Raw genomic sequence first — 17,455 nt, 5'->3', positions numbered from 1 at the left:
GTCTCCGCTTCGCCTGCAACTCTAGATGAACAAACTCGCTTCTCATCCGAGGTGTCCATGTCGGTCTGTTACCTGTTGGGAAAGGCGGTTGTACTGGTTTTGCAAGTCATCGAGCTGACGCTTCACGTCGGCCAGCTCTTCTTCTGGAGATCCGAATTTTCGGCGGGTTGAGCGATGCATTCCATGGTTTTCGTGTCCTCCGTGCATGCCTTTCATCATGAAGATCATCATCAACGGGCATGCGAGAAGAGCGACGATGGATCCAAGGGTTTGCAACATGTTGGTTCCTCCTCGACCTGATTCTTCGATCCTGTCGTACCACAAGAGTATGAAGACCATGTGAAGAGAATTGTGTACTGAGGCCAGTTTGAAGTTGCACGCCCAATAAATAAGCGTATACTTATATATCGATGTGCAAATGGAAAATCATTCAGAGGTGGAGGTACCATGGTTATGACTGTGCACAAGGTCATCATCCTCGGGACGGGTCCGGCCGGGTTCACCGCCGCCATTTATGCGGCTCGTGCCAATCTCAATCCGCTCGTCATCGAAGGGGATCAGCCGGGCGGACAACTGACCATGACGACGGAGGTGGAGAATTTCCCCGGCTTTCCGGATGGAATCATGGGGCCCGAGCTCATGGACAACATGCGCAGACAAGCGGAGCGTTTTGGTGCGGCCTTTGTCAATGGCCAGGTCACTTCCGTTGACTTGGCGCAGCGTTCATTTCGGGTGGTCGTGGACGATTCAAAGGAGTATCTTGCCGAATCCATCATCATTTCAACCGGTGCATCGGCCAAGAAACTTGGCATCCCTGGCGAAGTCGAGATGATGGGCCATGGGGTATCCGCCTGTGCCACTTGCGATGGATTCTTCTTTCAAGGAAAGTCTGTCCTCGTTGTAGGCGGCGGGGATTCTGCGATGGAGGAGGCGACTTTCTTGACGAAATTTGCGTCTGAAGTCACCATTGTACATCGCCGCAGTGAGCTCCGTGCATCCAAAGTGATGCAAGATCGGGCACGGAGAAACCCCAAAATCAAGTGGCTGTTGAACGTGACGCCTGTTGAGGTTGCAACGGACGGTTCAAAGGTCAGTGGCCTGGTGGTGAAGGACAATCAGACAGGGGAAGTGCGGACCATCCCTGCCGACGGGATTTTTGTCGCCATCGGCCATACGCCGAACACTGGATTTCTTGCAAACCAGGTGGAAATCGATGACCGAGGTTACATTCTCACCAAGGGGCAGTCGACAGCCACGAGCGTTGAGGGAGTCTTTGCTTGCGGAGATGTGATGGATCCGCATTATCGACAGGCCATCACGGCGGCGGGAAGTGGATGCAAAGCCGCATTGGATGCGGAGCGGTTTTTGGAAAGCAATACGGTACCAGCACAGACGCAAATCATTGTCTGAGTGAATGGAGGTACGGATCGGCGGTGGTGGCGCACCGGGTGAACGCTTTGTACCAGTGTACGCCACTTCCGCTACCAATTTGTAGAAAGCGTCTGTGGAGGGGGTGGACATGTGACGCTGTCATTCGAACAGTGGGCTGAGATATACAAGGCGCTCGCCGACAAGACCAGATTGCACATTTTGGCCCTGCTCAGACACGATGAAATGTGCGTTTGCGAATTGGTCGAGGTATTGAAAATGTCCCAGCCGGCCGTGTCCCAGCACTTGCGCAGATTGAAGCAAGCCGGGCTCGTGAGAGAACGAAAGACAGCACAGTGGGTGTATTACGGTCTGGATGGATCTGTCGTCCCTTTCTTCGACAGATGCCTGGCTCAACTCCCGGATGTATCTGAGGAAATCGCTCGACTTGAGGCACAGGGATTGCGTGTGTGCTGTGAATCCAGCCCTGGTGAAGGAGCTGAATCATGACATACCTTGCATTTGGACTCTTCATTCCGACGCTCGCATTGGTCATTTGGCAGCCAAGAGGCTTGTCGATTGGTTGGCCGGCGGTCGGCGGCGCCATATTGGCTCTGCTGCTCGGTGTGGTAACTTTCCACGATGTCATCGAGGTCACCAGGATTGTATGGGACGCCACGTTTGCGTTTGTGGCCATCATCATCATCTCAACCATCCTGGACAAAATCGGGTTCTTTGAGTGGGCCGCATTGAAGATGGCTCATGCGGCCAAAGGCGACGGGCAAAAGGTGTTTTTTTATGTCACCCTGCTCGGTGCCGTTGTGGCGGCCTTTTTCGCCAACGACGGAGCAGCCCTGATTCTGACGCCCATTGTCCTCGAAAAGGTCAAGGTCTTGAAGTTTGAACCCAAAAAGATGCTTCCGTTCATCATGGCCAGCGGATTTATTGCGGATACGACATCACTGCCTCTGGTTGTAAGCAACCTGGTGAACATTGTGTCGGCTGACTTCTTTCACATCGGGTTTCTCGGTTATGCGTTCCATATGATCGTCCCTGACATTTTCTCGTTCATCGCCAGTGCCCTGGTTCTGTACTTGTTCTTTCGCAAAGACATTCCGAAGACCTACAATCCGGCTGATTTAACGAAACCGTCAGCGGCGATTGCCCACGAAGGCATGTATCGAATGTCCTGGGTCATCCTGGGTGTATTGCTCATCGGTTACATTCTGACAGAGTTGCTGCACATTCCAGTATCCACCGTCGCTGGTCTGATTGCGATCGTCTTCCTCGTTGCCGGTGGCCGTACACAAGTCATTCAGCCATGGAATATCATTCGTGAGGCGCCGTGGGCCATCGTGGTGTTTTCCATTGGCATGTATGTGGTGGTATATGGTTTGCGGAATGCAGGTTTGACAACCGTTCTTGGTGATGTCATCCAGCGAGCAACCCACGGGGGGCTATTTGTCGGGACGCTGGTCACCGGGTTTATGGCGGCGACCCTTTCGAGTGTCATGAATAACATGCCTACGGTCATGATCGATGCATTGGCGATTCACTCCACGAACGCCACGGATGTCATGCATCAGGCGCTGGTTTATGCCAACGTGATCGGTTGCGACCTGGGCCCAAAGATCACACCGATTGGTTCTTTGGCGACGCTGTTGTGGTTGCACGTTCTCAACAAAAAGGGCGTGACCATCACATGGGGGCATTATTTCAGGACGGGGATTGTTTTGACCATCCCGACGCTGTTTATCACGCTGGTCGGTCTGTATTTATGGCTGTCGTTTGTTCGATAATCCACCACATTTTTGAAGGGAGCCCGTTTTGCATGAAGAAGCCTGTCGTGTATTTTCTTTGCACCGGGAAGTCGTGCCGGAGTCAAATGGCCGAAGGGTGGGCGAGACACCTTGGGGCAGACCGGATTGAAGTTCATAGCGCCGGTATCGAGGCACATGGATTGAATCCTCGTGCTGTGGCCACCATGAAAGAAGCCGGTGTGGATATTTCGAAGCACACCTCGAAAACCATCGATCCAGACCTTTTGAACCGTGCGGACTATGTCATCACGTTGTGCGGCGATGCCAATGACCGTTGTCCGATGACGCCACCGCACGTGAAACAGTTGCACTGGGGATTCGAAGATCCGGCTCGGGCAAATGGCACGGACGAAGAGATCATGGCCAAGTTTCAGGAGGTCCGGGACGCAATCCGGAGTCGTGTGCAGGCGTTCCTGGACGAACTACCGGACGCCGCAGATTCGCACTGAACGCTTGAGAAGTGATGGCCTGTTCGGGGGCCGCCCTCCGGCGGCCCCTGGTCGGACTGAGCAGGCTACTTTTGTGCTTGACTGAATTGGCTCATGAAGCTGCTGCAGGCTTGAATCATCGCTTGACCTTGCGGTGTGCTAAGCGCCTGTTGCATCATTTGTGGCGCTGGAGTAGGCAGCGTGTTGCCTTGCGTAGCGCCGGAGGCAAAGACATTCGACAGCGTTACTCCGCCAATCGCCATTCCGAGAGCAAGGACCGGCACGACCCACAGCGCACGCTTCAGCATGTGAACCACTCCCTCACAAGGCAAAGTGGAGTGCAACGTTCTGTTCTGACGCTTGTTCCATCGTGTGAGCATGGCATCGCCTCCTTCGCCGGCGACAGTGACAAACCCTCAGTCTCGATCCCCATATCAATGCTATCCCTTCTCTTCGTGAGGACGGAGCACCGAAATGGTGGTTTTTTCTTAGTCCTCGTGAACCATACGGCACACCGCAAGAGGGGTCTTGACGGCACTCGGGCAGGCGTTTCGCAGGTGTTGACAGGACGCCAATGAGCGTTGTAGCATATACCCCGTGCCGTATATATACCCCATCCGGTATTTTGGGACGGAGGTGATTGTGTGAGCAGCGTGATCCACATCCATCGGCTCGACGTGTACGAGCGCATGAAGCGAGGCCAGAGGCTGCAGATTATCGACGTCCGGAAACCCGGCGAAGTGGCAGCTGGGAAGATCCCGGGGGCCAAAAACATTCCGCTCGGGCAGATTCCGATGCGGATGAGCGAGATCGATCCAAGTCAGGATACCGTCATGATCTGTCGCAGCGGCAGCCGCAGCGCCATGGCCTGCGAGTTTTTGATGGCAGCCGGATTCACCAGGGTGAAGAATATGCTGGGCGGCATGAACGCCTGGACTTGGGAAGTGGAATGAGCGTTCAAAGGGCCGTTGAGTCAACCGTAACGATAAGGGAGGAACATGGATATGGCAGATGACAAGCGCAGAGTGGCCATCATCGCATCGCAAGGCAGTTTGGATGCAGCATACAAGGTACTCAACATCGCCACGGCAGCGGCGGCGACGGACGCCGAGGTGGCCATCTTCTTCACCTTTGAGGGGCTCAACATCATTCGCAAAGGTGGCGCCGAGGCGCTGACCATGGGGCCCGGGAAGGAGCACTGGATGGAAGGTTTCCAGCGTGCAAACGTGCCGTCCGTAGCAGAGTTGCTCGAGGTCGCCAAAGAGAGCGGTGTCAAGTTCATTGGTTGCCAGATGACGATGGATGTCATGGGTTTGACGAAGGACGATTTTATCGACGGCGTGGAGGTCGGCGGTGCGGTCACGTTCCTCGACTTTGCGTATGACGCCGACGTGACGGTGACGTTCTAACGCATGATGCATGCGGTTGGATCCCAACCGGACTCGATTGTTCCCGAAAGGAGAGGGTGGCATGACGGATATCCGTGTGGATAAGACCATCGACTGCAAAGGGTTGTCCTGCCCGTTGCCCATCGTGCGGACAAAAAAGGCTATCGACGAGATGGAAGCGGGCCAGGTTTTGGAGGTCCTGGCGACCGACCCGGGGTCGGTGGCGGACGTCAAGGGCTGGGCGCACCGGACGGGCCACCAGTTCCTCGGGACCCTGACGGAGGGGAAGGTGTTCCGGCACTTCATCCGCAAGTCCAGGCCGGAGGAAACCAAACCCGAGCAACGATTTCCGAATACCGTGAGCAACGAGGAGTTGCCTGGACGGCTTTCTGACGGTGGGGTGCTCGTCGATGTGCGGGAGCCAGCGGAGTACGCCTTCTCGCACATTCCGGGGGCGATCTCGCTACCGCTCGGCGACTTGGAACAGCGCTTGACGGAGCTTGCGTCCTACCGGAACCAGCCGGTGTATGTGATCTGCCGCACCGGCAGCCGGAGTGACCTCGCCTGCCAGGTGTTGGCCGAGCACGGATTTGAGCGAGTGTACAATGTGGTGCCCGGCATGAGCCAGTGGCAGGGACCCACGGAACAGAGCGTCTAAAAGACATGGAGAGGAGGAACCAAGCGTGAACCAGACGACGATGACTCGTGTATCGCCCACCGAGGTGTTCGAGAAGATTTTGCGTGGGGAGGAGCTGTTCATCCTCGATGTGCGCAACGAAGAGGAATACGCCGACTGGCGAATCGAAGGTCCGAATGTGACCAGCATCAACATCCCGTACTTCGACCTACTCGACGGCGTTCAGCCGGCCTTGGAGCGGCTGCCGAAGGACAGGCCCGTGTTGGTGGTGTGCGCCAAGGAAGGTTCGTCGGTGTACGTGGCCGAGCAGCTCCTGGAAGCGGGTTTGAAAGACGTTTCAGTCCTCGCCGGCGGTATGAAGGCGTGGAGCGAGGCGCTGCGACCGGTGAAGGTGGGGGACCTTTCGGACGGTGGTGCGGTGTATCAGTTTGTTCGGTTTGGCAAGGGTTGCTTGTCGTACCTGATTGCGTCGGGCGGAGAGGCGGCCGTCGTCGATGCGGTGCGGACGACCGATGCGTACGAGGCATTCGCAACGGCGCATGAGCTTCGGATCCGCCACGTCATAGACACTCACGTGCATGCCGACCACATCTCCGGCGGGCGCAAATTGGCGGAGACGTCCGGGGCCAAGTACTGGCTGCCGCCAAAGGACGCCGCCCAGGTGACGTTCGCCTACGAGCCGCTGGTGGCTGAACGGGAGATCACGGTAGGCAAGACCACGGTGCGCATTGTGCCGGTGTACTCGCCGGGGCACACCATCGGCAGCACGTCACTGGTGGTGGATGACCGGTATCTTCTTTCGGGCGACATCCTGTTCGTGAAGTCCATCGGACGGCCGGATCTGGCTGGGAAGGCCGAGGATTGGGCGGGCGATCTGCGAAAGACCCTGTACGAGACATACCCCGAGTTGCCGTCGAATCTTCTGCTGTTGCCGGCGCACTACGGCGACCTGGACGAGGTGAACCCGGATGGGTCGGTAGCGGCACGGCTGGGTGACGTGTACGAGCACAATGCGGGGCTTCAGGTGGAGGACGCCGAGGCGTTCCGGAAGCTGGTGACGGAGAACCTGCCGCCGCAGCCGAATGCGTACCGGGAGATTCGCCTGACCAATATGGGCAAGATGGCACCGGACGAGGATGAGCAGCGGGAGATGGAGATTGGGCCGAACCGGTGCGCCGTGCACGGGTGACCGGAACGTTTGGAGGGGAGCGCAATGAAGCGGTTTAGGAATTCGCTCTGACCGTCAAACAAGCTGATGCTCCTGGCAGGAGCGGGGTTTGTGCTGTACGGGATTGGAGCGTGGCTGTGGCACCATGTGTGACTTTTTTTGCGGCGAAATATACCCCACCGGGTAAGGGGGTGAGTGCGTGCCACATTTGAGCGCTGTGCAGATGGTCCTGGCGGTTCTCTCCGGTGGTGTGGTGGGCTTCACACTGGGACTCATCGGCGGGGGTGGTTCCATCCTCGCCGTGCCCCTGCTGTTGTATCTGGTCGGAGTGCACGATCCCCACGTGGTCATCGGCAGCACGGCGCTGGCGGTGGCGGTCAACGCCTATTTGAACTTGCTTCCCCACTGGCGGCAGGGACACGTTCGGTGGAAGGCGGCCGTGGCGTTCGCCATCCCGGGTGCGGTGGGAACCTACGCCGGGTCGGTGCTCGGCAAACTGGCGAATGACAAAGTGCTGTTGTTTCTCTTCGCCATCCTGATGCTGGTCATCGCCGCCCGGATGCTGCGCTCAAGGCGAAATCCTGAGGCTTCGGAGGCCGGGCGCCCCGTCCGGATGGGGAGGGTGATCCCGACGGGGCTCGTCACCGGAGGCGTATCCGGGTTCTTCGGTATCGGTGGTGGGTTCTTGATTGTTCCGGGCCTCATGTTTTCTGCGGGATTGCCGATGACCGAGGCTGTCGGGACGTCCCTGTTCTCGGTGGGGACGTTCGGGCTGACGACCGCCGTGTCCTACGCCCTCTCCGGCATGGTGGACTGGCTCATCGTCGCCCTGTACATCGGCGGCGGCCTGGCCGGGGGCATTCTTGGGGTGTATGCCTGCACGAGGCTTGGCCGCAACGTGAGGCGGCTACAACAACTGTTCGCCGGTGTGTTGGTCCTGGTGGCGTGTTACATGCTGTACGTGAATCTCAAGGCGCTGCACCTTTTGTAGGGAGGTGAAGACGGTGAATTGGGTCTGGCTCGTGTTGGTGGTGATCGCTGCAGGTTACTTTGTGTACCGGATGCTGCCCGCCAAGGGAGTGAAGTCCATTCAGCCGGACGAGCTGCGGGAGATGCTCCGTGACAAAAAGTCTGGCGTACAGTACGTGGATGTCCGGGAGCCGGGGGAGTTTCGGCAGGGACACATCGACGGGTTTCGCAACATCCCGCTGGGGCAGTTGAAAAGCCGGTTGGGAGAGCTGGATAAGGCGAAGCCTGTGGTCGTGATGTGCCACTCCGGGATGCGCAGTGCCCAGGCGGCCCGGCTGTTGGCGAAACAGGGGTTTGCGGACGTGAGGAACCTCTCCGGCGGGATCGCAGCGTGGAACGCCCATCGTGGCCGATGAAAGCACGACGGCAGCCGTTGGCTTGATTTGTACGGAGGGGGGTATAATACGCACATATAGGGGGAGAATCTCCATGGAGTACACCGATCGGATGAAGAACCGGCTGCGCCGGATTGAAGGCCAGGTGCGGGGCGTGCTCCAGATGATGGAGCAGGGCAAGTCGTGCAAAGAGGTCGTGACGCAGTTGTCGGCCATTCGGGCGGCGGTGGACCGGGTGATCATGTACGTCGTCGGAGAGAACATGGAGCAGTGCATCCGGGAGGAGGTCGCCGGCGGCGGGAGTGCCGACAAGGTGATTCGGGAAGCGATTGAGCTGTTGATGAAAAGCCGATGAGGAGGATGAAAGTATGGCCACGGTACAGGTAACGGATCAGAACTTTGCGAGTGTGATCCAAGGGGACAAGCCGGTGTTGGTCGATTTTTGGGCGGCGTGGTGCGGGCCGTGCCGGATGATGGCGCCCGTGTTGGAGGAGTTGTCGGATGAGGCGGGGGATCGACTTGTGGTGGCAAAACTGAATGTCGATGAGAACCCGAGGACGGCGGGAGCGTATGGGATCATGAGCATCCCGACGATGATTCTGTTCCGCAACGGCCGGCCGTTGAAGCAGCTCGTGGGATACATGCCGAAAGGGACACTGGTGAGCCAACTGGCGGACGTGCTGTAAATCCGATTCGAAGGAGCGTGGGGGAATATGGAACAGGAGTTTCACTACAGTGCCACCACGGAAAAGAGCCTGGACGAGGCGGTTGCGGCGCTCGAGGCGGCGCTGAAGGACCGCAAGTTCAGCGTTCTGTGGCAGATGGACATCCCGTCGAAGCTGAAGGAGAAGGGCGTCGAATTCGACAAACCGTACCGGGTGCTCGAAGTTTGCAATCCGAATGAAGCCAAGCAGGTCCTGACCCAAAACCCGATGGTGGGGTACTTCCTCCCGTGTAAGGTCGTGGTGTACGAGCATGAGGGGAAAACGGTCATCGGTCTGCCGAAGCCGACGGTGCTCATGGGCGTGATCGGGGATGAAGGCCTCATGGAGACGGCACAGCGGGTGGAAGCGGCGTTGAAAGAGGCGGTGGACGAGGCGGCAGGCTGAATGGCCGGATGAGGTTGTCACCGGGAGCCAGGAGGTGCTCTTCTGGCTCCATTCGGTACATAGAATGGGTGTGAAAGGACGTCAACGTTCAACGGTGCGGGTACGGGTTATGCGGTCGATGGGTGGAGAAAGTGTGGTGGTATAGATGGGACACCGATTTAATCCGAAGCATGTGGAAAGGCTGCTGAATGAGGAGCGTCAAAAGCTGTTACCGCCGGAGACGATTCTGGAGCGTCTGGGCGTCGAACCGTCGCATGTGGTCGCAGATATCGGGTGCGGGCCGGGGTATTTTAGTCTTCCCCTCGCCCAGATGAGTCGTGCGGTGTACGGTGTGGACGTGTCGGCGGAGATGCTCGACCTCCTGGCTAGGCGTGCCGCAGAGGCAGGGGTATGCAATGTCGAGTCCATCCAGGCTGCCGCAGAACACATCCCGTTGCCAGACGCCAGTGTGGACCGCATGCTGTGTGCATTTGTGCTACACGAAGTCGATGACCTAAAGCAGACGCTTGCCGAGTTTAACCGACTGCTCAAACCCGAGGGCAGGCTAATGGTCATCGAGTGGGAGAAAAAGTCCATGGACATGGGGCCGCCGGTGAGTGAGCGGATCGACATGGCTGAGTTGACGAGTCTGGTTGAGGATGCCGGATTTCACACCAAATGTTGGCAGCCGAATCCGTATCACTACATCATCTTAGCCCGACGGTGATGAACCGAGCGAGTGGGGAGCGGTGACCGTGATCCGAGCCGTTGTGTTCGATGCATATGGAACGTTGTTCGACGTCCATTCGGTTGTGGCGGCCTGTGAGACCGCTTTTCCGGGATACGGCACACAGATCATTCAAATTTGGCGACAAAAACAGCTCGAGTACACATGGCTGCGTGCGTTAATGGGCCGGTACCAGGACTTCGAGCGGGTGACTGAAGATGCGCTGAAGTATACGTTGAATCACTTGGGACTGTGGTATGACGAGAAGACACTGAAGTCGTTGCTGTCGGTGTATTTGCACCTCACCCCTTTTCCAGAAGTACCGGCCGCATTGCGGGTGTTTCACCCTCGGCCGCTTGCCATTCTGTCGAACGGGACGGAGCGCATGTTGCAGGTGGTGGTGCACCATGCGGGTCTGCAATCCCTGTTTGCGCATGTGCTGAGTGTCGATTTGGTGAAGACGTACAAACCGGACCCGAGGGTTTATGAGCTGGTGACTCGCACGCTCCATCTTCAGAAGGAAGAGATTTTGTTTGTCTCGTCCAACGGCTGGGATGTCGCTGGTGCGAAGTCGTTTGGGTTCACGGTGGCCTGGGTGAATCGGCAGCGGCAGACACATGAAGAATTGGGAGTGCAACCGGACTACGTCGCAGATGATCTGTTGCAACTTGCTCACCATGTGATAAGCCAATAAGACACCGCATTCGGGTATCGAGTATCTCCGCTGACCACATTCGTGAACGACCATCTCCTCAAATGGACCGTCCGTACTAGTCCGTTTTCCATACAGAATGATTCGGATCGGCCTGATGTTACAAAACGTAAGCCCCTAAACTGAAATGTGTCTAAGGGAGCGCCGGTGATGAACGCACGGAACGCAAACCATCCAGTGCCGACTTGCTTCCTTGGCTCATGCAGAGGGGGCGAAAACCATGAAGAAGATGGTCTGGGCGGGAGTTGCATTGACAGCGGCAATCCTTGCGGGGTGTGGTGCAAACACAGCACAGCCAAGTTCTGCGAATCAGACGAACCCAACCACGAGCCCGACGCAAGCAGTCAGTAATGGCACTTCCAATACAAACCTATCCTCGCAACCTGAAAGTCCGGCCTTGAAGTCGCAGACGGTGACACTCACGATTTTACCTGGCGGGCGCCTCGGCCCTGACGGTAAGATGCACGATACCTACACGGACCCGGATTTCACGGTGGTGCAGGGAGTGCCCGTGACGCTGACGGTGTACAACTACGATGGAGGCAGCCACACGCTGACCAACTCGGACCTCGGATTGAACCTGCAGGCGAAAGGGTCCACCAAGAAAGGCGTCCCGGCGGTTACGACGGTGACTTTTACGCCGACCAAGGCAGGGGACTTCAAGTGGCAGTGCATGGACCCCTGCGATGGCGACAACCAGGATTGGGCCATGACGCATGAAGGGTACATGCAGGGCACCATCCACGTCGTTCCATTCGCCGACAAGCAGTATGTGTATCTGACCATCAAGGACGGGTTGCAGTACGCTTCGGCAGATGGGAAACTGCACGATTCGTTCTCACCGGCTAACTTCACGGTGCAACAGGGAATTCCGGTTCAGGTGACGGTGGAGAACTTTGACACGGGCCAGCACTCCATCACCGCTCCGGATTTGAACCTCAACCAGGTGATTCAGGGAGCGAAAAGGGACGGGGTGCCGAAAACCACCACCTTCACCTTTACGCCCGAGAAAGCCGGCACCTTCCACTGGCTGTGCACCATCCAGTGTGATGGAAACGGCTGGGCCATGAGCCACGACGGGTACATGGCGGGCAACATCACCGTCAATCCTTAAGGAAAAAGAGCTGAAAGCGAACGCTAACGGGCCTCGCCGCACCTGATGTTGGCGGGGCCTTTGGTTTGATTGGCCTCCCTGCCCTTGGGTATGATTTTCCTATCAAACCCGGCGAGGGAGGGATACCGTGCCGTCAAACGGATCGGGTCATCATGTATTGGAGATGCTACCTCTCCGGGCCATCCGGCATCGTCCAGGGTATCACCGGTTCGTGGTCGGGACCGTATGCATCGGGGCGTTCATGGCGGCGCTGGACGCCAGCATCATCAATATTGCCCTGCCGGTGCTCAAACAGCACTTCGGTGTACGCATGCACGTCGTTGAATGGGTCAGTTTGGCGTATCTGCTCACCTTGGCGGGGCTCGTCGTCCCATGCGCACGTTTGGCCGACATGATGGGACGCCGCTGGATGTACGCACTTGGCTTTACCGTGTTCATCGTCGGATCGCTATTGTGCGGTCTGGCCTTCTCATTGCCGTTTTTGCTTGGCGCCAGGGTGCTGCAGGCGGTGGGAGCCGCCATGCTTCAGGCGAACAGTGTCGCCATCATCACCGCCGCCACGCCGCCGGAACAGCGGGGACGGGCCATCGGGTTTCAAGCGAGTGCGCAAGGTATTGGGTTGAGCCTGGGTCCCGCCATCGGCGGGGCGCTGATTTCATTTCTCGATTGGCGGTGGATTTTCTTCGTGAACCTGCCGGTCGGCCTGGTGGGCACGGTGTTGGGGATTCTGCTGTTGCCACGGGATAAGGTGCCTGCGAAACGGGAGCGATTCGATTTTGCCGGGGCGGTACTGTTGATTCCCACTCTCGTGGCGCTGATTTACGTCTTGAACATGGGGGTGAAAGAAGGGTGGACGTCGCCCTTGGTGGTGGCGAGTTACGTCGTGTTGGTACTGGCCGGTGTTGGTTTTTTGGTGTTAGAGCGGCGTACACCATTCCCGATTGTGGATCTCGGTCTGTTTCGCAACAAAACCTTCACGCTCGGGAGTCTGACCGGGGTCCTGTCGTTCACCGTGATGTATGCGGTGCTGCTGCTCACCCCCTTTTATCTCGATAACGTCGAGCACATGGACAGCCTTCGCTCGGGCCTGTATTTAACGATCGTGCCGATTGGGATGACGCTGTTCACCCCCGTCTCCGGGGCCTTGGCGGACAGGTACGGTACCCGGATGCCCACGGTGTTGGGAATGACGGCTGCTTGTGCAGGAAGCCTGTGTCTGTCAGGGATGGGGGCAGGAATGCAACGGCTGCTGCTCGTCATCGGGTTGTTTCTCGTGGGCTTGGGAATTGGCGTGTTCACACCGCCCAACAACAGCAGCGTGATGGGCAGTGCCCCCGCCAACCGTCTCGGTGTCGCCGGAGGCATCCTGAACATGTCGAGAACGCTCGGCATGGGACTTGGGGTGACGCTCGGCGGTCTTTGCTATCAGCTATTCTTGGATCTTCAGGGGGTTGCCGACGAGAAGGTCGCCCCAACTTGGGCGATGGTGCATGCGTTCCACGGGGCGTTTCTCGTCACCGCCTGCGTGGCCGGGTTGACCGTGCTCTTGTCCGTCGCACGGCGAGGCTCGTGAGCCTGGGTGAGCCATAGCAGGTTGAACGGCCAGTCGCACTCCTCCTCGGCCCTGCCTACGCCTTCGACCTTCGCCTGCTCCGCACCTTTACGGCCATCACGATGCCCGCCCCAACCACAGCCACAACGATGATAGGCAGCAGGTACTGGTGCATCACCTCGTGGTAATGAGACCAAGCCACCTCCATAACGCCCGACGATGATGAAAAACCCTGCCCACACCAGAGCGCTGACGGCATTGTAGGCGGAGAACACGACAAACGGCATGCGGTTGATACCAGCCAAGTACGGTACGAGGATACGGATGCCGGCGATGAACTTCCCGAACAGGACCAGGGTACCCCGGTATCTGGCGAATTTCTGGTCGGCCGCTTCCAGTTTCTCTGACGTAATCCCGACATAGCGTCCCAACCGCACAATCACCGGCCGTCCGAGGAAGTACCCAATTCCATACCCAATGGTCGAACCCACCACGTTGCCAAAAGTGGCGGCAAGGAGGAGAGGTACGAGTGAGAAGGCGCCCCTCATCCACTCGAATCCGGCGATGGTGAGCGTCGTCTCCGCCGGGAAAGGAATCCCGATGTTCTCCACCAACAGAATGAAGAACACGCCGGCGTACCCGTAGTGGGCATATACTCACCCCAGAGTCAACCCAGACAGAAGGGATGGGTTAAGATGAAGTAGAGGTGTTTATGATGCCGGGACGTAAGTGGACAGTGGACGAGAAGATGAACATCGTGCTCGAGGGCATGATGCCCGGTGCCAACATCAGCGAGGTATGTCGGCGGCATGGCGTGGCACAGAGTCTGTATTACAAGTGGCGTGAAGCGTTCCTGGCTGGTGGACGCGCTGGGCTTCAGTCCGGACCCTCTACGAGGGAGCAGGAGTTGGAGAAGGAGTTGCAGGAGGCTCGGGCTAAGATCGGTGAACTTACAATGCAGGTGGATGTGTTGCGAAAAAAATCGAATTGGGGCCGGAAGTAAATAGCCGTTCTTTGGTCTGTCAGCTCGCCAAAGAAGGCTTTCCGGTCCCAGTGATTGCAAAAGCATTAGGGCTGAACCGGACGTACTGTTACAGCTTGCTGAAGCCGCCTGTGCCAAAGCCGAAGCGGCCTTCTGTGGACAAGGACGCTCTGGTCAAACAGTGGATTCGGAAACTGTGCGAAGAATTCCCCACGTACGGATACCGGCGAATCCAAGTCATGCTGCGTCGCCGATACAACGTGCGGTGAACCATAAGCGGGTGTACCGGTTGATGAAGGAAATGGGGCTGCTGGTGAAATCTCCGAGGCGAGGCGCTGCACGAGCGAAACGGCGAGGGAAGATACCGGTCACCAGGTCCAACGAGCATTTCCAGTGCGACATGACGAAGGTGTGGTGTGGGAAAGACGGCTGGGGATATCTGTTTGCCGTGATTGATACTTATGACCGGGAGATTGTGGGGTACTCGTTTTCCCGGTTCTGCCGGACGGAGGACCTGCTGAAGGCTGTGGATATGGCACTGAACTATCGCTTCCCGAACGGCGTTCAAGGTGCCGGTTTGACATTGCGAACGGACAATGGCTGCCAGATGACAAGTCGACGGTTCATCCAAGCGATGAAGGACTGCCAAATCAACCACGAGCGGACCGGGTACAACAACCCCGATGCTGACGGATACATCGAGCGATTCTTCCGGTCGCTGAAGGAGGAGGAGGTCTGGCTGCAGGAATACAGCAGCTTTGCCGAGGCGAAAGCGGCGATTGAGTCGTACATTCACTTTTACAATACGGACCGACCGCATTCCGCGCTAGGTTATCGCTCGCCGTTGGAATTCAGAAACTGGAAAATGCAACAAAACGCAGCGTGAGATGGTTTGTATCTGAATTGCAAGTCTATCATCTCTCTCTTAAAAGCCATCCCATCTGTCTTGACAAAGTCGGGTTCAATACGATGTGCCTATCACAGTTCAGCCTTCAAGGGCCAACACATGTTTTACGATCAATTTGCTGTAATCGGCAGTTGACTCCGATCTAGTGGCGTTGTTGATGAGCCACTGTAGACAATGCGCGTTGGTGCTTTCACACATGGCCACGCAATCCTGAAGGAGTTTCACAACATCAGAGTGTGGCATCACGCTTTCCTCCTCGGTGAGCGGTTAACTCACGTCAGAGTTATGCAACCACAGCGGCGTCTGCCACGCCCATGAGCGCTCTCGATCATTCAGGGAGAGGCAAACACTGTGATGCTGCAGAATGACGGTCTGAGGGGAATGTTTGACGAGCGCATGTTTTGTATATACTATGCTTATATGAGTATTTGTTCATATAGGTGGTGACTAAGCATGGCTACTCCTATTGATGACGACCGTTGCGGCGAGTCGATGGTCCACCAGGATGCCGTGGCCGATTGTTTACCTGGCCAACTGGACGAAGCCGTAGTGGAAAGCTTGTCGGAATCCTTCAAGGCCTTGGCCGATCCGACACGTATTCGCATTCTACACAATTTGTCTAAACGTGAACTTTGTGTTTGCGACCTTGCCGAGGTTCTTGGCATGACACAATCGGCGGTATCGCATCAACTGCGATATCTCCGAGCCTTGCGCATTGTGAAAAGTCGAAGAGAGGGGAACACGATTTACTACACGTGCGATGACGCACACATCGCCGGACTTTTGCAGATGGGAATTGACCATGCTACGCACGTTGAAGAAGACAAGGAGAATACACATGGCTCACGATCATGATCACGGTGTTGGCCACGGACACGGTCATGGAGGTGTGTTTCATTCGCACGCCCCTGCTGGTCAGATGAAAAGGGCGTTTTTTCTGACTCTGCTGATCCTAATTGTCGAGGTAATCGGTGGTTTGATTTCACACAGCCTGGCGCTACTCTCGGATGCAGGGCATGTATTAACAGACATCGCCGCTATCGGACTCTCTTGGTTTGCCCTGAAGCAGGGTGAGAAACCATCGAACGAAAAGATGACGTATGGATACTACCGGTCTGGTATTCTTGCTGCGTTCATTAACGGAATTACACTGATTCTGATCACGCTATGGATTTTATGGGAGGCATACGGTCGGTTTCAGAAGCCGCAAGAGATTACGCCAATGTGGATGTTTATCAGCGCTGGAGTCGGGCTTTTGATGAACCTGTATTTGGGTCTTGGTATGCGTAAGGAAGAGGACCTCAATGTAAAGAGCGCTGTTCTCCACATGCTTGGCGATGCGGCTGCGTCCGCCGGTGTAATTGTAGGTGGAATTATCATCTTGGCGACCAAGTGGTATGTGGTTGACCCGATCCTCAGCGTTCTGATCGCTTTGCTGATTGCGTTTGGTGCCTGGAGGATCGTTCGACAGACCGTAAGTATTCTCATGGAGGGGACGCCAAAGGGCATCGACTTTCACACAGTTGTTGATGAAGTCAAAGCTGTACCCGGTGTTCAAGAAGTTCATGACGTACACGTGTGGAGTATCACCAGTGGTAAGAATGCCCTGTCGTGTCACATCGTCCTGGACGGCAACATGACCATCCGTGATAGCCAGAAGGTTTTACGGGACATAGAACATCGCTTAGTTCACATGGGTATCGGTCATGTGACGATTCAAACCGAAGATGGGGAACATCCGCACGATGATTCTGAGTTTTGCGCTACGAGCGAAGGCCATCACCATCATTAAAAGGAGTGTTGCAAATGTCTGATTTCTTCCGGGAACTTTTTGGCGAACATCATGACAGGCATCACGGAGGGCACCATGGGCGTCATCATGATGGCCATCATAGCCACCACGATCATCATGATGACCATCATCACCACGGTCACCATGAAGATCATTACGAGTATCATGATCACCACTATTATGAAGATACACCTGCGTATCGGCGCCCAGTATCCTTGCTACGATGCCCGAGTTGCGGCACCGAGAACGATGTCTCAAACAATTTTTGTACCCATTGTGGAACGGGCCTAAAGCCCAAACAAGTGTATTGCCTAAGCTGCGGCGGTGCTGTCGCTTTGAATGCTTCGTTTTGCCCGACTTGCGGTCAGAAACTTTAGGTGTAAAGTTTACAGGAGCCCCGTCACAATT

25 protein-coding genes and 2 pseudogenes are annotated in these 17,455 nt (G+C 56.6%); 24 read left to right on the top strand and 3 right to left on the bottom strand.

The genetic code is table 11. From position 1 onward, the window contains the following. Positions 1-42: 42 nt before the first annotated feature. A complete protein-coding gene (locus N687_RS0104720) occupies positions 43-279 on the bottom strand; it encodes a DUF2933 domain-containing protein (RefSeq protein WP_029420758.1) in 237 nt (78 codons plus the stop codon). 180 nt (positions 280-459) lie between these two features. Here N687_RS0104720 and trxB point away from each other — a divergent pair, with 180 nt between their 5' ends. The 4 genes from trxB (at position 460) to arsC (ending at position 3,637) form a co-directional block, all read left to right on the top strand. Continuing rightward, positions 460-1,410 carry a thioredoxin-disulfide reductase gene (gene trxB / locus N687_RS0104715; RefSeq protein WP_029420757.1) on the top strand — a complete coding sequence of 317 codons (951 nt, stop codon included), beginning with the start codon at positions 460-462 and terminating at the stop codon, positions 1,408-1,410. Between the two features lie 111 nt (positions 1,411-1,521). After that, positions 1,522-1,878, top strand: a complete 357-nt coding sequence (locus N687_RS0104710) for an ArsR/SmtB family transcription factor (protein WP_029419918.1) — start codon at positions 1,522-1,524, stop codon at positions 1,876-1,878. Next, a complete protein-coding gene (locus N687_RS0104705; RefSeq protein ID WP_029420756.1) occupies positions 1,875-3,167 on the top strand; it encodes an arsenic transporter in 1,293 nt (430 codons plus the stop codon). Before N687_RS0104710 ends, N687_RS0104705 begins: the two co-directional genes overlap by 4 nt. A 32-nt stretch (positions 3,168-3,199) precedes the next feature. After that, positions 3,200-3,637: an arsenate reductase (thioredoxin) gene (gene arsC / locus N687_RS0104700; RefSeq protein WP_029420755.1), complete on the top strand. Its 438-nt coding sequence runs from the start codon at positions 3,200-3,202 to the stop codon at positions 3,635-3,637. A 65-nt stretch (positions 3,638-3,702) separates the two neighbouring features. On the opposite strand, the gene N687_RS24340 is transcribed toward arsC, so the two are convergent. Further along, positions 3,703-3,924, bottom strand: a complete 222-nt coding sequence (locus N687_RS24340) for a hypothetical protein (protein WP_029419920.1) — start codon at positions 3,922-3,924, stop codon at positions 3,703-3,705. 336 nt (positions 3,925-4,260) lie between these two features. Between N687_RS24340 and N687_RS0104690 the strand changes: the two genes are divergently transcribed. The 13 genes from N687_RS0104690 to N687_RS0104630 all read left to right on the top strand — a co-directional run bounded on the left by N687_RS0104690 (position 4,261) and on the right by N687_RS0104630 (position 13,387). Next, on the top strand, positions 4,261-4,569 hold the full coding sequence (locus N687_RS0104690) for a rhodanese-like domain-containing protein (RefSeq protein WP_029420753.1): 309 nt from the start codon (positions 4,261-4,263) through the stop codon (positions 4,567-4,569). Between the two features lie 51 nt (positions 4,570-4,620). Beyond that, on the top strand, positions 4,621-5,025 hold the full coding sequence (locus N687_RS0104685) for a DsrE/DsrF/DrsH-like family protein (protein WP_029420752.1): 405 nt from the start codon (positions 4,621-4,623) through the stop codon (positions 5,023-5,025). A 61-nt stretch (positions 5,026-5,086) separates the two neighbouring features. Beyond that, on the top strand, positions 5,087-5,662 hold the full coding sequence (locus N687_RS0104680) for a sulfurtransferase TusA family protein (RefSeq protein WP_029420751.1): 576 nt from the start codon (positions 5,087-5,089) through the stop codon (positions 5,660-5,662). A 40-nt stretch (positions 5,663-5,702) separates the two neighbouring features. After that, positions 5,703-6,830 carry an MBL fold metallo-hydrolase gene (locus tag N687_RS0104675; RefSeq protein WP_029420750.1) on the top strand — a complete coding sequence of 376 codons (1,128 nt, stop codon included), beginning with the start codon at positions 5,703-5,705 and terminating at the stop codon, positions 6,828-6,830. 178 nt (positions 6,831-7,008) lie between these two features. Beyond that, complete coding sequence (locus tag N687_RS0104670; RefSeq protein WP_197029203.1) at positions 7,009-7,800, top strand: sulfite exporter TauE/SafE family protein; 792 nt, start codon at positions 7,009-7,011, stop codon at positions 7,798-7,800. A gap of 13 nt (positions 7,801-7,813) precedes the next feature. After that, positions 7,814-8,194 (top strand): rhodanese-like domain-containing protein, encoded by a 381-nt coding sequence (locus N687_RS0104665; RefSeq protein ID WP_029420748.1) that lies wholly within the window; start codon positions 7,814-7,816, stop codon positions 8,192-8,194. Positions 8,195-8,267: 73 nt separating this feature from the next. Further along, positions 8,268-8,528: a metal-sensitive transcriptional regulator gene (locus tag N687_RS0104660; RefSeq protein ID WP_029420747.1), complete on the top strand. Its 261-nt coding sequence runs from the start codon at positions 8,268-8,270 to the stop codon at positions 8,526-8,528. A 13-nt stretch (positions 8,529-8,541) separates the two neighbouring features. Next, a complete protein-coding gene (gene trxA / locus N687_RS0104655; protein ID WP_029420746.1) occupies positions 8,542-8,859 on the top strand; it encodes a thioredoxin in 318 nt (105 codons plus the stop codon). A gap of 27 nt (positions 8,860-8,886) precedes the next feature. Next, a complete protein-coding gene (locus N687_RS0104650) occupies positions 8,887-9,282 on the top strand; it encodes a DUF302 domain-containing protein (RefSeq protein WP_029420745.1) in 396 nt (131 codons plus the stop codon). Between the two features lie 145 nt (positions 9,283-9,427). Further along, positions 9,428-9,988 (top strand): class I SAM-dependent methyltransferase, encoded by a 561-nt coding sequence (locus N687_RS0104645; protein ID WP_029420744.1) that lies wholly within the window; start codon positions 9,428-9,430, stop codon positions 9,986-9,988. 28 nt (positions 9,989-10,016) lie between these two features. Then, complete coding sequence (locus N687_RS0104640) at positions 10,017-10,682, top strand: haloacid dehalogenase type II (RefSeq protein WP_051662945.1); 666 nt, start codon at positions 10,017-10,019, stop codon at positions 10,680-10,682. A 238-nt stretch (positions 10,683-10,920) separates the two neighbouring features. Beyond that, positions 10,921-11,814 carry a cupredoxin domain-containing protein gene (locus N687_RS0104635; protein ID WP_081841152.1) on the top strand — a complete coding sequence of 298 codons (894 nt, stop codon included), beginning with the start codon at positions 10,921-10,923 and terminating at the stop codon, positions 11,812-11,814. 127 nt (positions 11,815-11,941) lie between these two features. After that, positions 11,942-13,387 (top strand): MFS transporter, encoded by a 1,446-nt coding sequence (locus N687_RS0104630; protein ID WP_029420741.1) that lies wholly within the window; start codon positions 11,942-11,944, stop codon positions 13,385-13,387. Positions 13,388-13,635: 248 nt separating this feature from the next. Here N687_RS0104630 and N687_RS24630 read toward each other — a convergent pair. Beyond that, a pseudogene (locus tag N687_RS24630) lies at positions 13,636-13,914 on the bottom strand (DedA family protein); the annotation flags it as partial. Positions 13,915-14,081: 167 nt separating this feature from the next. Between N687_RS24630 and N687_RS0104620 the strand changes: the two are divergent. The 7 genes and pseudogenes from N687_RS0104620 to N687_RS25405 all read left to right on the top strand — a co-directional run bounded on the left by N687_RS0104620 (position 14,082) and on the right by N687_RS25405 (position 17,424). Beyond that, the gene (locus N687_RS0104620) at positions 14,082-14,369 is read left to right on the top strand and encodes a transposase (RefSeq protein WP_029420729.1); all 288 of its coding nucleotides are present in this window, start codon (positions 14,082-14,084) and stop codon (positions 14,367-14,369) included. A 50-nt stretch (positions 14,370-14,419) separates the two neighbouring features. Next, positions 14,420-14,619 (top strand): annotated as a pseudogene (locus tag N687_RS23700) (IS3 family transposase); the annotation flags it as partial. A 21-nt stretch (positions 14,620-14,640) separates the two neighbouring features. Continuing rightward, positions 14,641-15,234: an IS3 family transposase gene (locus N687_RS20685; RefSeq protein WP_051662943.1), complete on the top strand. Its 594-nt coding sequence runs from the start codon at positions 14,641-14,643 to the stop codon at positions 15,232-15,234. Between the two features lie 513 nt (positions 15,235-15,747). Continuing rightward, positions 15,748-16,110, top strand: coding sequence for an ArsR/SmtB family transcription factor (locus tag N687_RS20680; RefSeq protein WP_051663541.1), 363 nt, complete (start codon positions 15,748-15,750; stop codon positions 16,108-16,110). Then, positions 16,094-17,047, top strand: coding sequence for a cation diffusion facilitator family transporter (locus tag N687_RS0104605; RefSeq protein WP_035462056.1), 954 nt, complete (start codon positions 16,094-16,096; stop codon positions 17,045-17,047). The genes N687_RS20680 and N687_RS0104605 overlap by 17 nt, the downstream gene beginning before the upstream one ends. A gap of 75 nt (positions 17,048-17,122) precedes the next feature. After that, complete coding sequence (locus tag N687_RS24625; RefSeq protein WP_231493398.1) at positions 17,123-17,338, top strand: hypothetical protein; 216 nt, start codon at positions 17,123-17,125, stop codon at positions 17,336-17,338. After that, positions 17,263-17,424 (top strand): zinc-ribbon domain-containing protein, encoded by a 162-nt coding sequence (locus N687_RS25405; protein ID WP_081841148.1) that lies wholly within the window; start codon positions 17,263-17,265, stop codon positions 17,422-17,424. Before N687_RS24625 ends, N687_RS25405 begins: the two co-directional genes overlap by 76 nt. The last annotated feature ends 31 nt before the right edge of the window (positions 17,425-17,455 follow it).

The sequence above is a fragment of the Alicyclobacillus macrosporangiidus CPP55 genome (assembly GCF_000702485.1).
Taxonomy (GTDB): Bacteria; Bacillota; Bacilli; order Alicyclobacillales; family Alicyclobacillaceae; genus Alicyclobacillus_H; species Alicyclobacillus_H macrosporangiidus_B.
The sequence above is the reverse complement of the archived record's forward strand: the minus strand, read 5'-3'. Positions and strand labels throughout refer to the sequence as shown.

What these genes read in the sequence shown, in the direction of transcription:
- arsC (WP_029420755.1), top strand. Translation starts at nt 3,200, where the DNA reads ATGAAGAAGCCTGTCGTGTATTTTCTTTGCACCGGGAAGTCGTGCCGG.
- N687_RS20680 (WP_051663541.1), top strand. Translation starts at nt 15,748, where the DNA reads ATGGTCCACCAGGATGCCGTGGCCGATTGTTTACCTGGCCAACTGGAC.
- trxA (WP_029420746.1), top strand. Translation starts at nt 8,542, where the DNA reads ATGGCCACGGTACAGGTAACGGATCAGAACTTTGCGAGTGTGATCCAA.
- N687_RS0104720 (WP_029420758.1), bottom strand. Translation starts at nt 279, where the DNA reads ATGTTGCAAACCCTTGGATCCATCGTCGCTCTTCTCGCATGCCCGTTG.
- N687_RS24340 (WP_029419920.1), bottom strand. Translation starts at nt 3,924, where the DNA reads ATGCTGAAGCGTGCGCTGTGGGTCGTGCCGGTCCTTGCTCTCGGAATG.
- N687_RS0104635 (WP_081841152.1), top strand. Translation starts at nt 10,921, where the DNA reads ATGAAGAAGATGGTCTGGGCGGGAGTTGCATTGACAGCGGCAATCCTT.
- N687_RS0104685 (WP_029420752.1), top strand. Translation starts at nt 4,621, where the DNA reads ATGGCAGATGACAAGCGCAGAGTGGCCATCATCGCATCGCAAGGCAGT.
- N687_RS0104705 (WP_029420756.1), top strand. Translation starts at nt 1,875, where the DNA reads ATGACATACCTTGCATTTGGACTCTTCATTCCGACGCTCGCATTGGTC.
- N687_RS0104675 (WP_029420750.1), top strand. Translation starts at nt 5,703, where the DNA reads ATGACTCGTGTATCGCCCACCGAGGTGTTCGAGAAGATTTTGCGTGGG.
- N687_RS24625 (WP_231493398.1), top strand. Translation starts at nt 17,123, where the DNA reads ATGGGCGTCATCATGATGGCCATCATAGCCACCACGATCATCATGATG.
- N687_RS20685 (WP_051662943.1), top strand. Translation starts at nt 14,641, where the DNA reads ATGAAGGAAATGGGGCTGCTGGTGAAATCTCCGAGGCGAGGCGCTGCA.
- N687_RS0104645 (WP_029420744.1), top strand. Translation starts at nt 9,428, where the DNA reads ATGGGACACCGATTTAATCCGAAGCATGTGGAAAGGCTGCTGAATGAG.
- N687_RS0104680 (WP_029420751.1), top strand. Translation starts at nt 5,087, where the DNA reads ATGACGGATATCCGTGTGGATAAGACCATCGACTGCAAAGGGTTGTCC.
- N687_RS0104605 (WP_035462056.1), top strand. Translation starts at nt 16,094, where the DNA reads ATGGCTCACGATCATGATCACGGTGTTGGCCACGGACACGGTCATGGA.
- N687_RS0104620 (WP_029420729.1), top strand. Translation starts at nt 14,082, where the DNA reads ATGCCGGGACGTAAGTGGACAGTGGACGAGAAGATGAACATCGTGCTC.
- N687_RS0104650 (WP_029420745.1), top strand. Translation starts at nt 8,887, where the DNA reads ATGGAACAGGAGTTTCACTACAGTGCCACCACGGAAAAGAGCCTGGAC.
- N687_RS0104660 (WP_029420747.1), top strand. Translation starts at nt 8,268, where the DNA reads ATGGAGTACACCGATCGGATGAAGAACCGGCTGCGCCGGATTGAAGGC.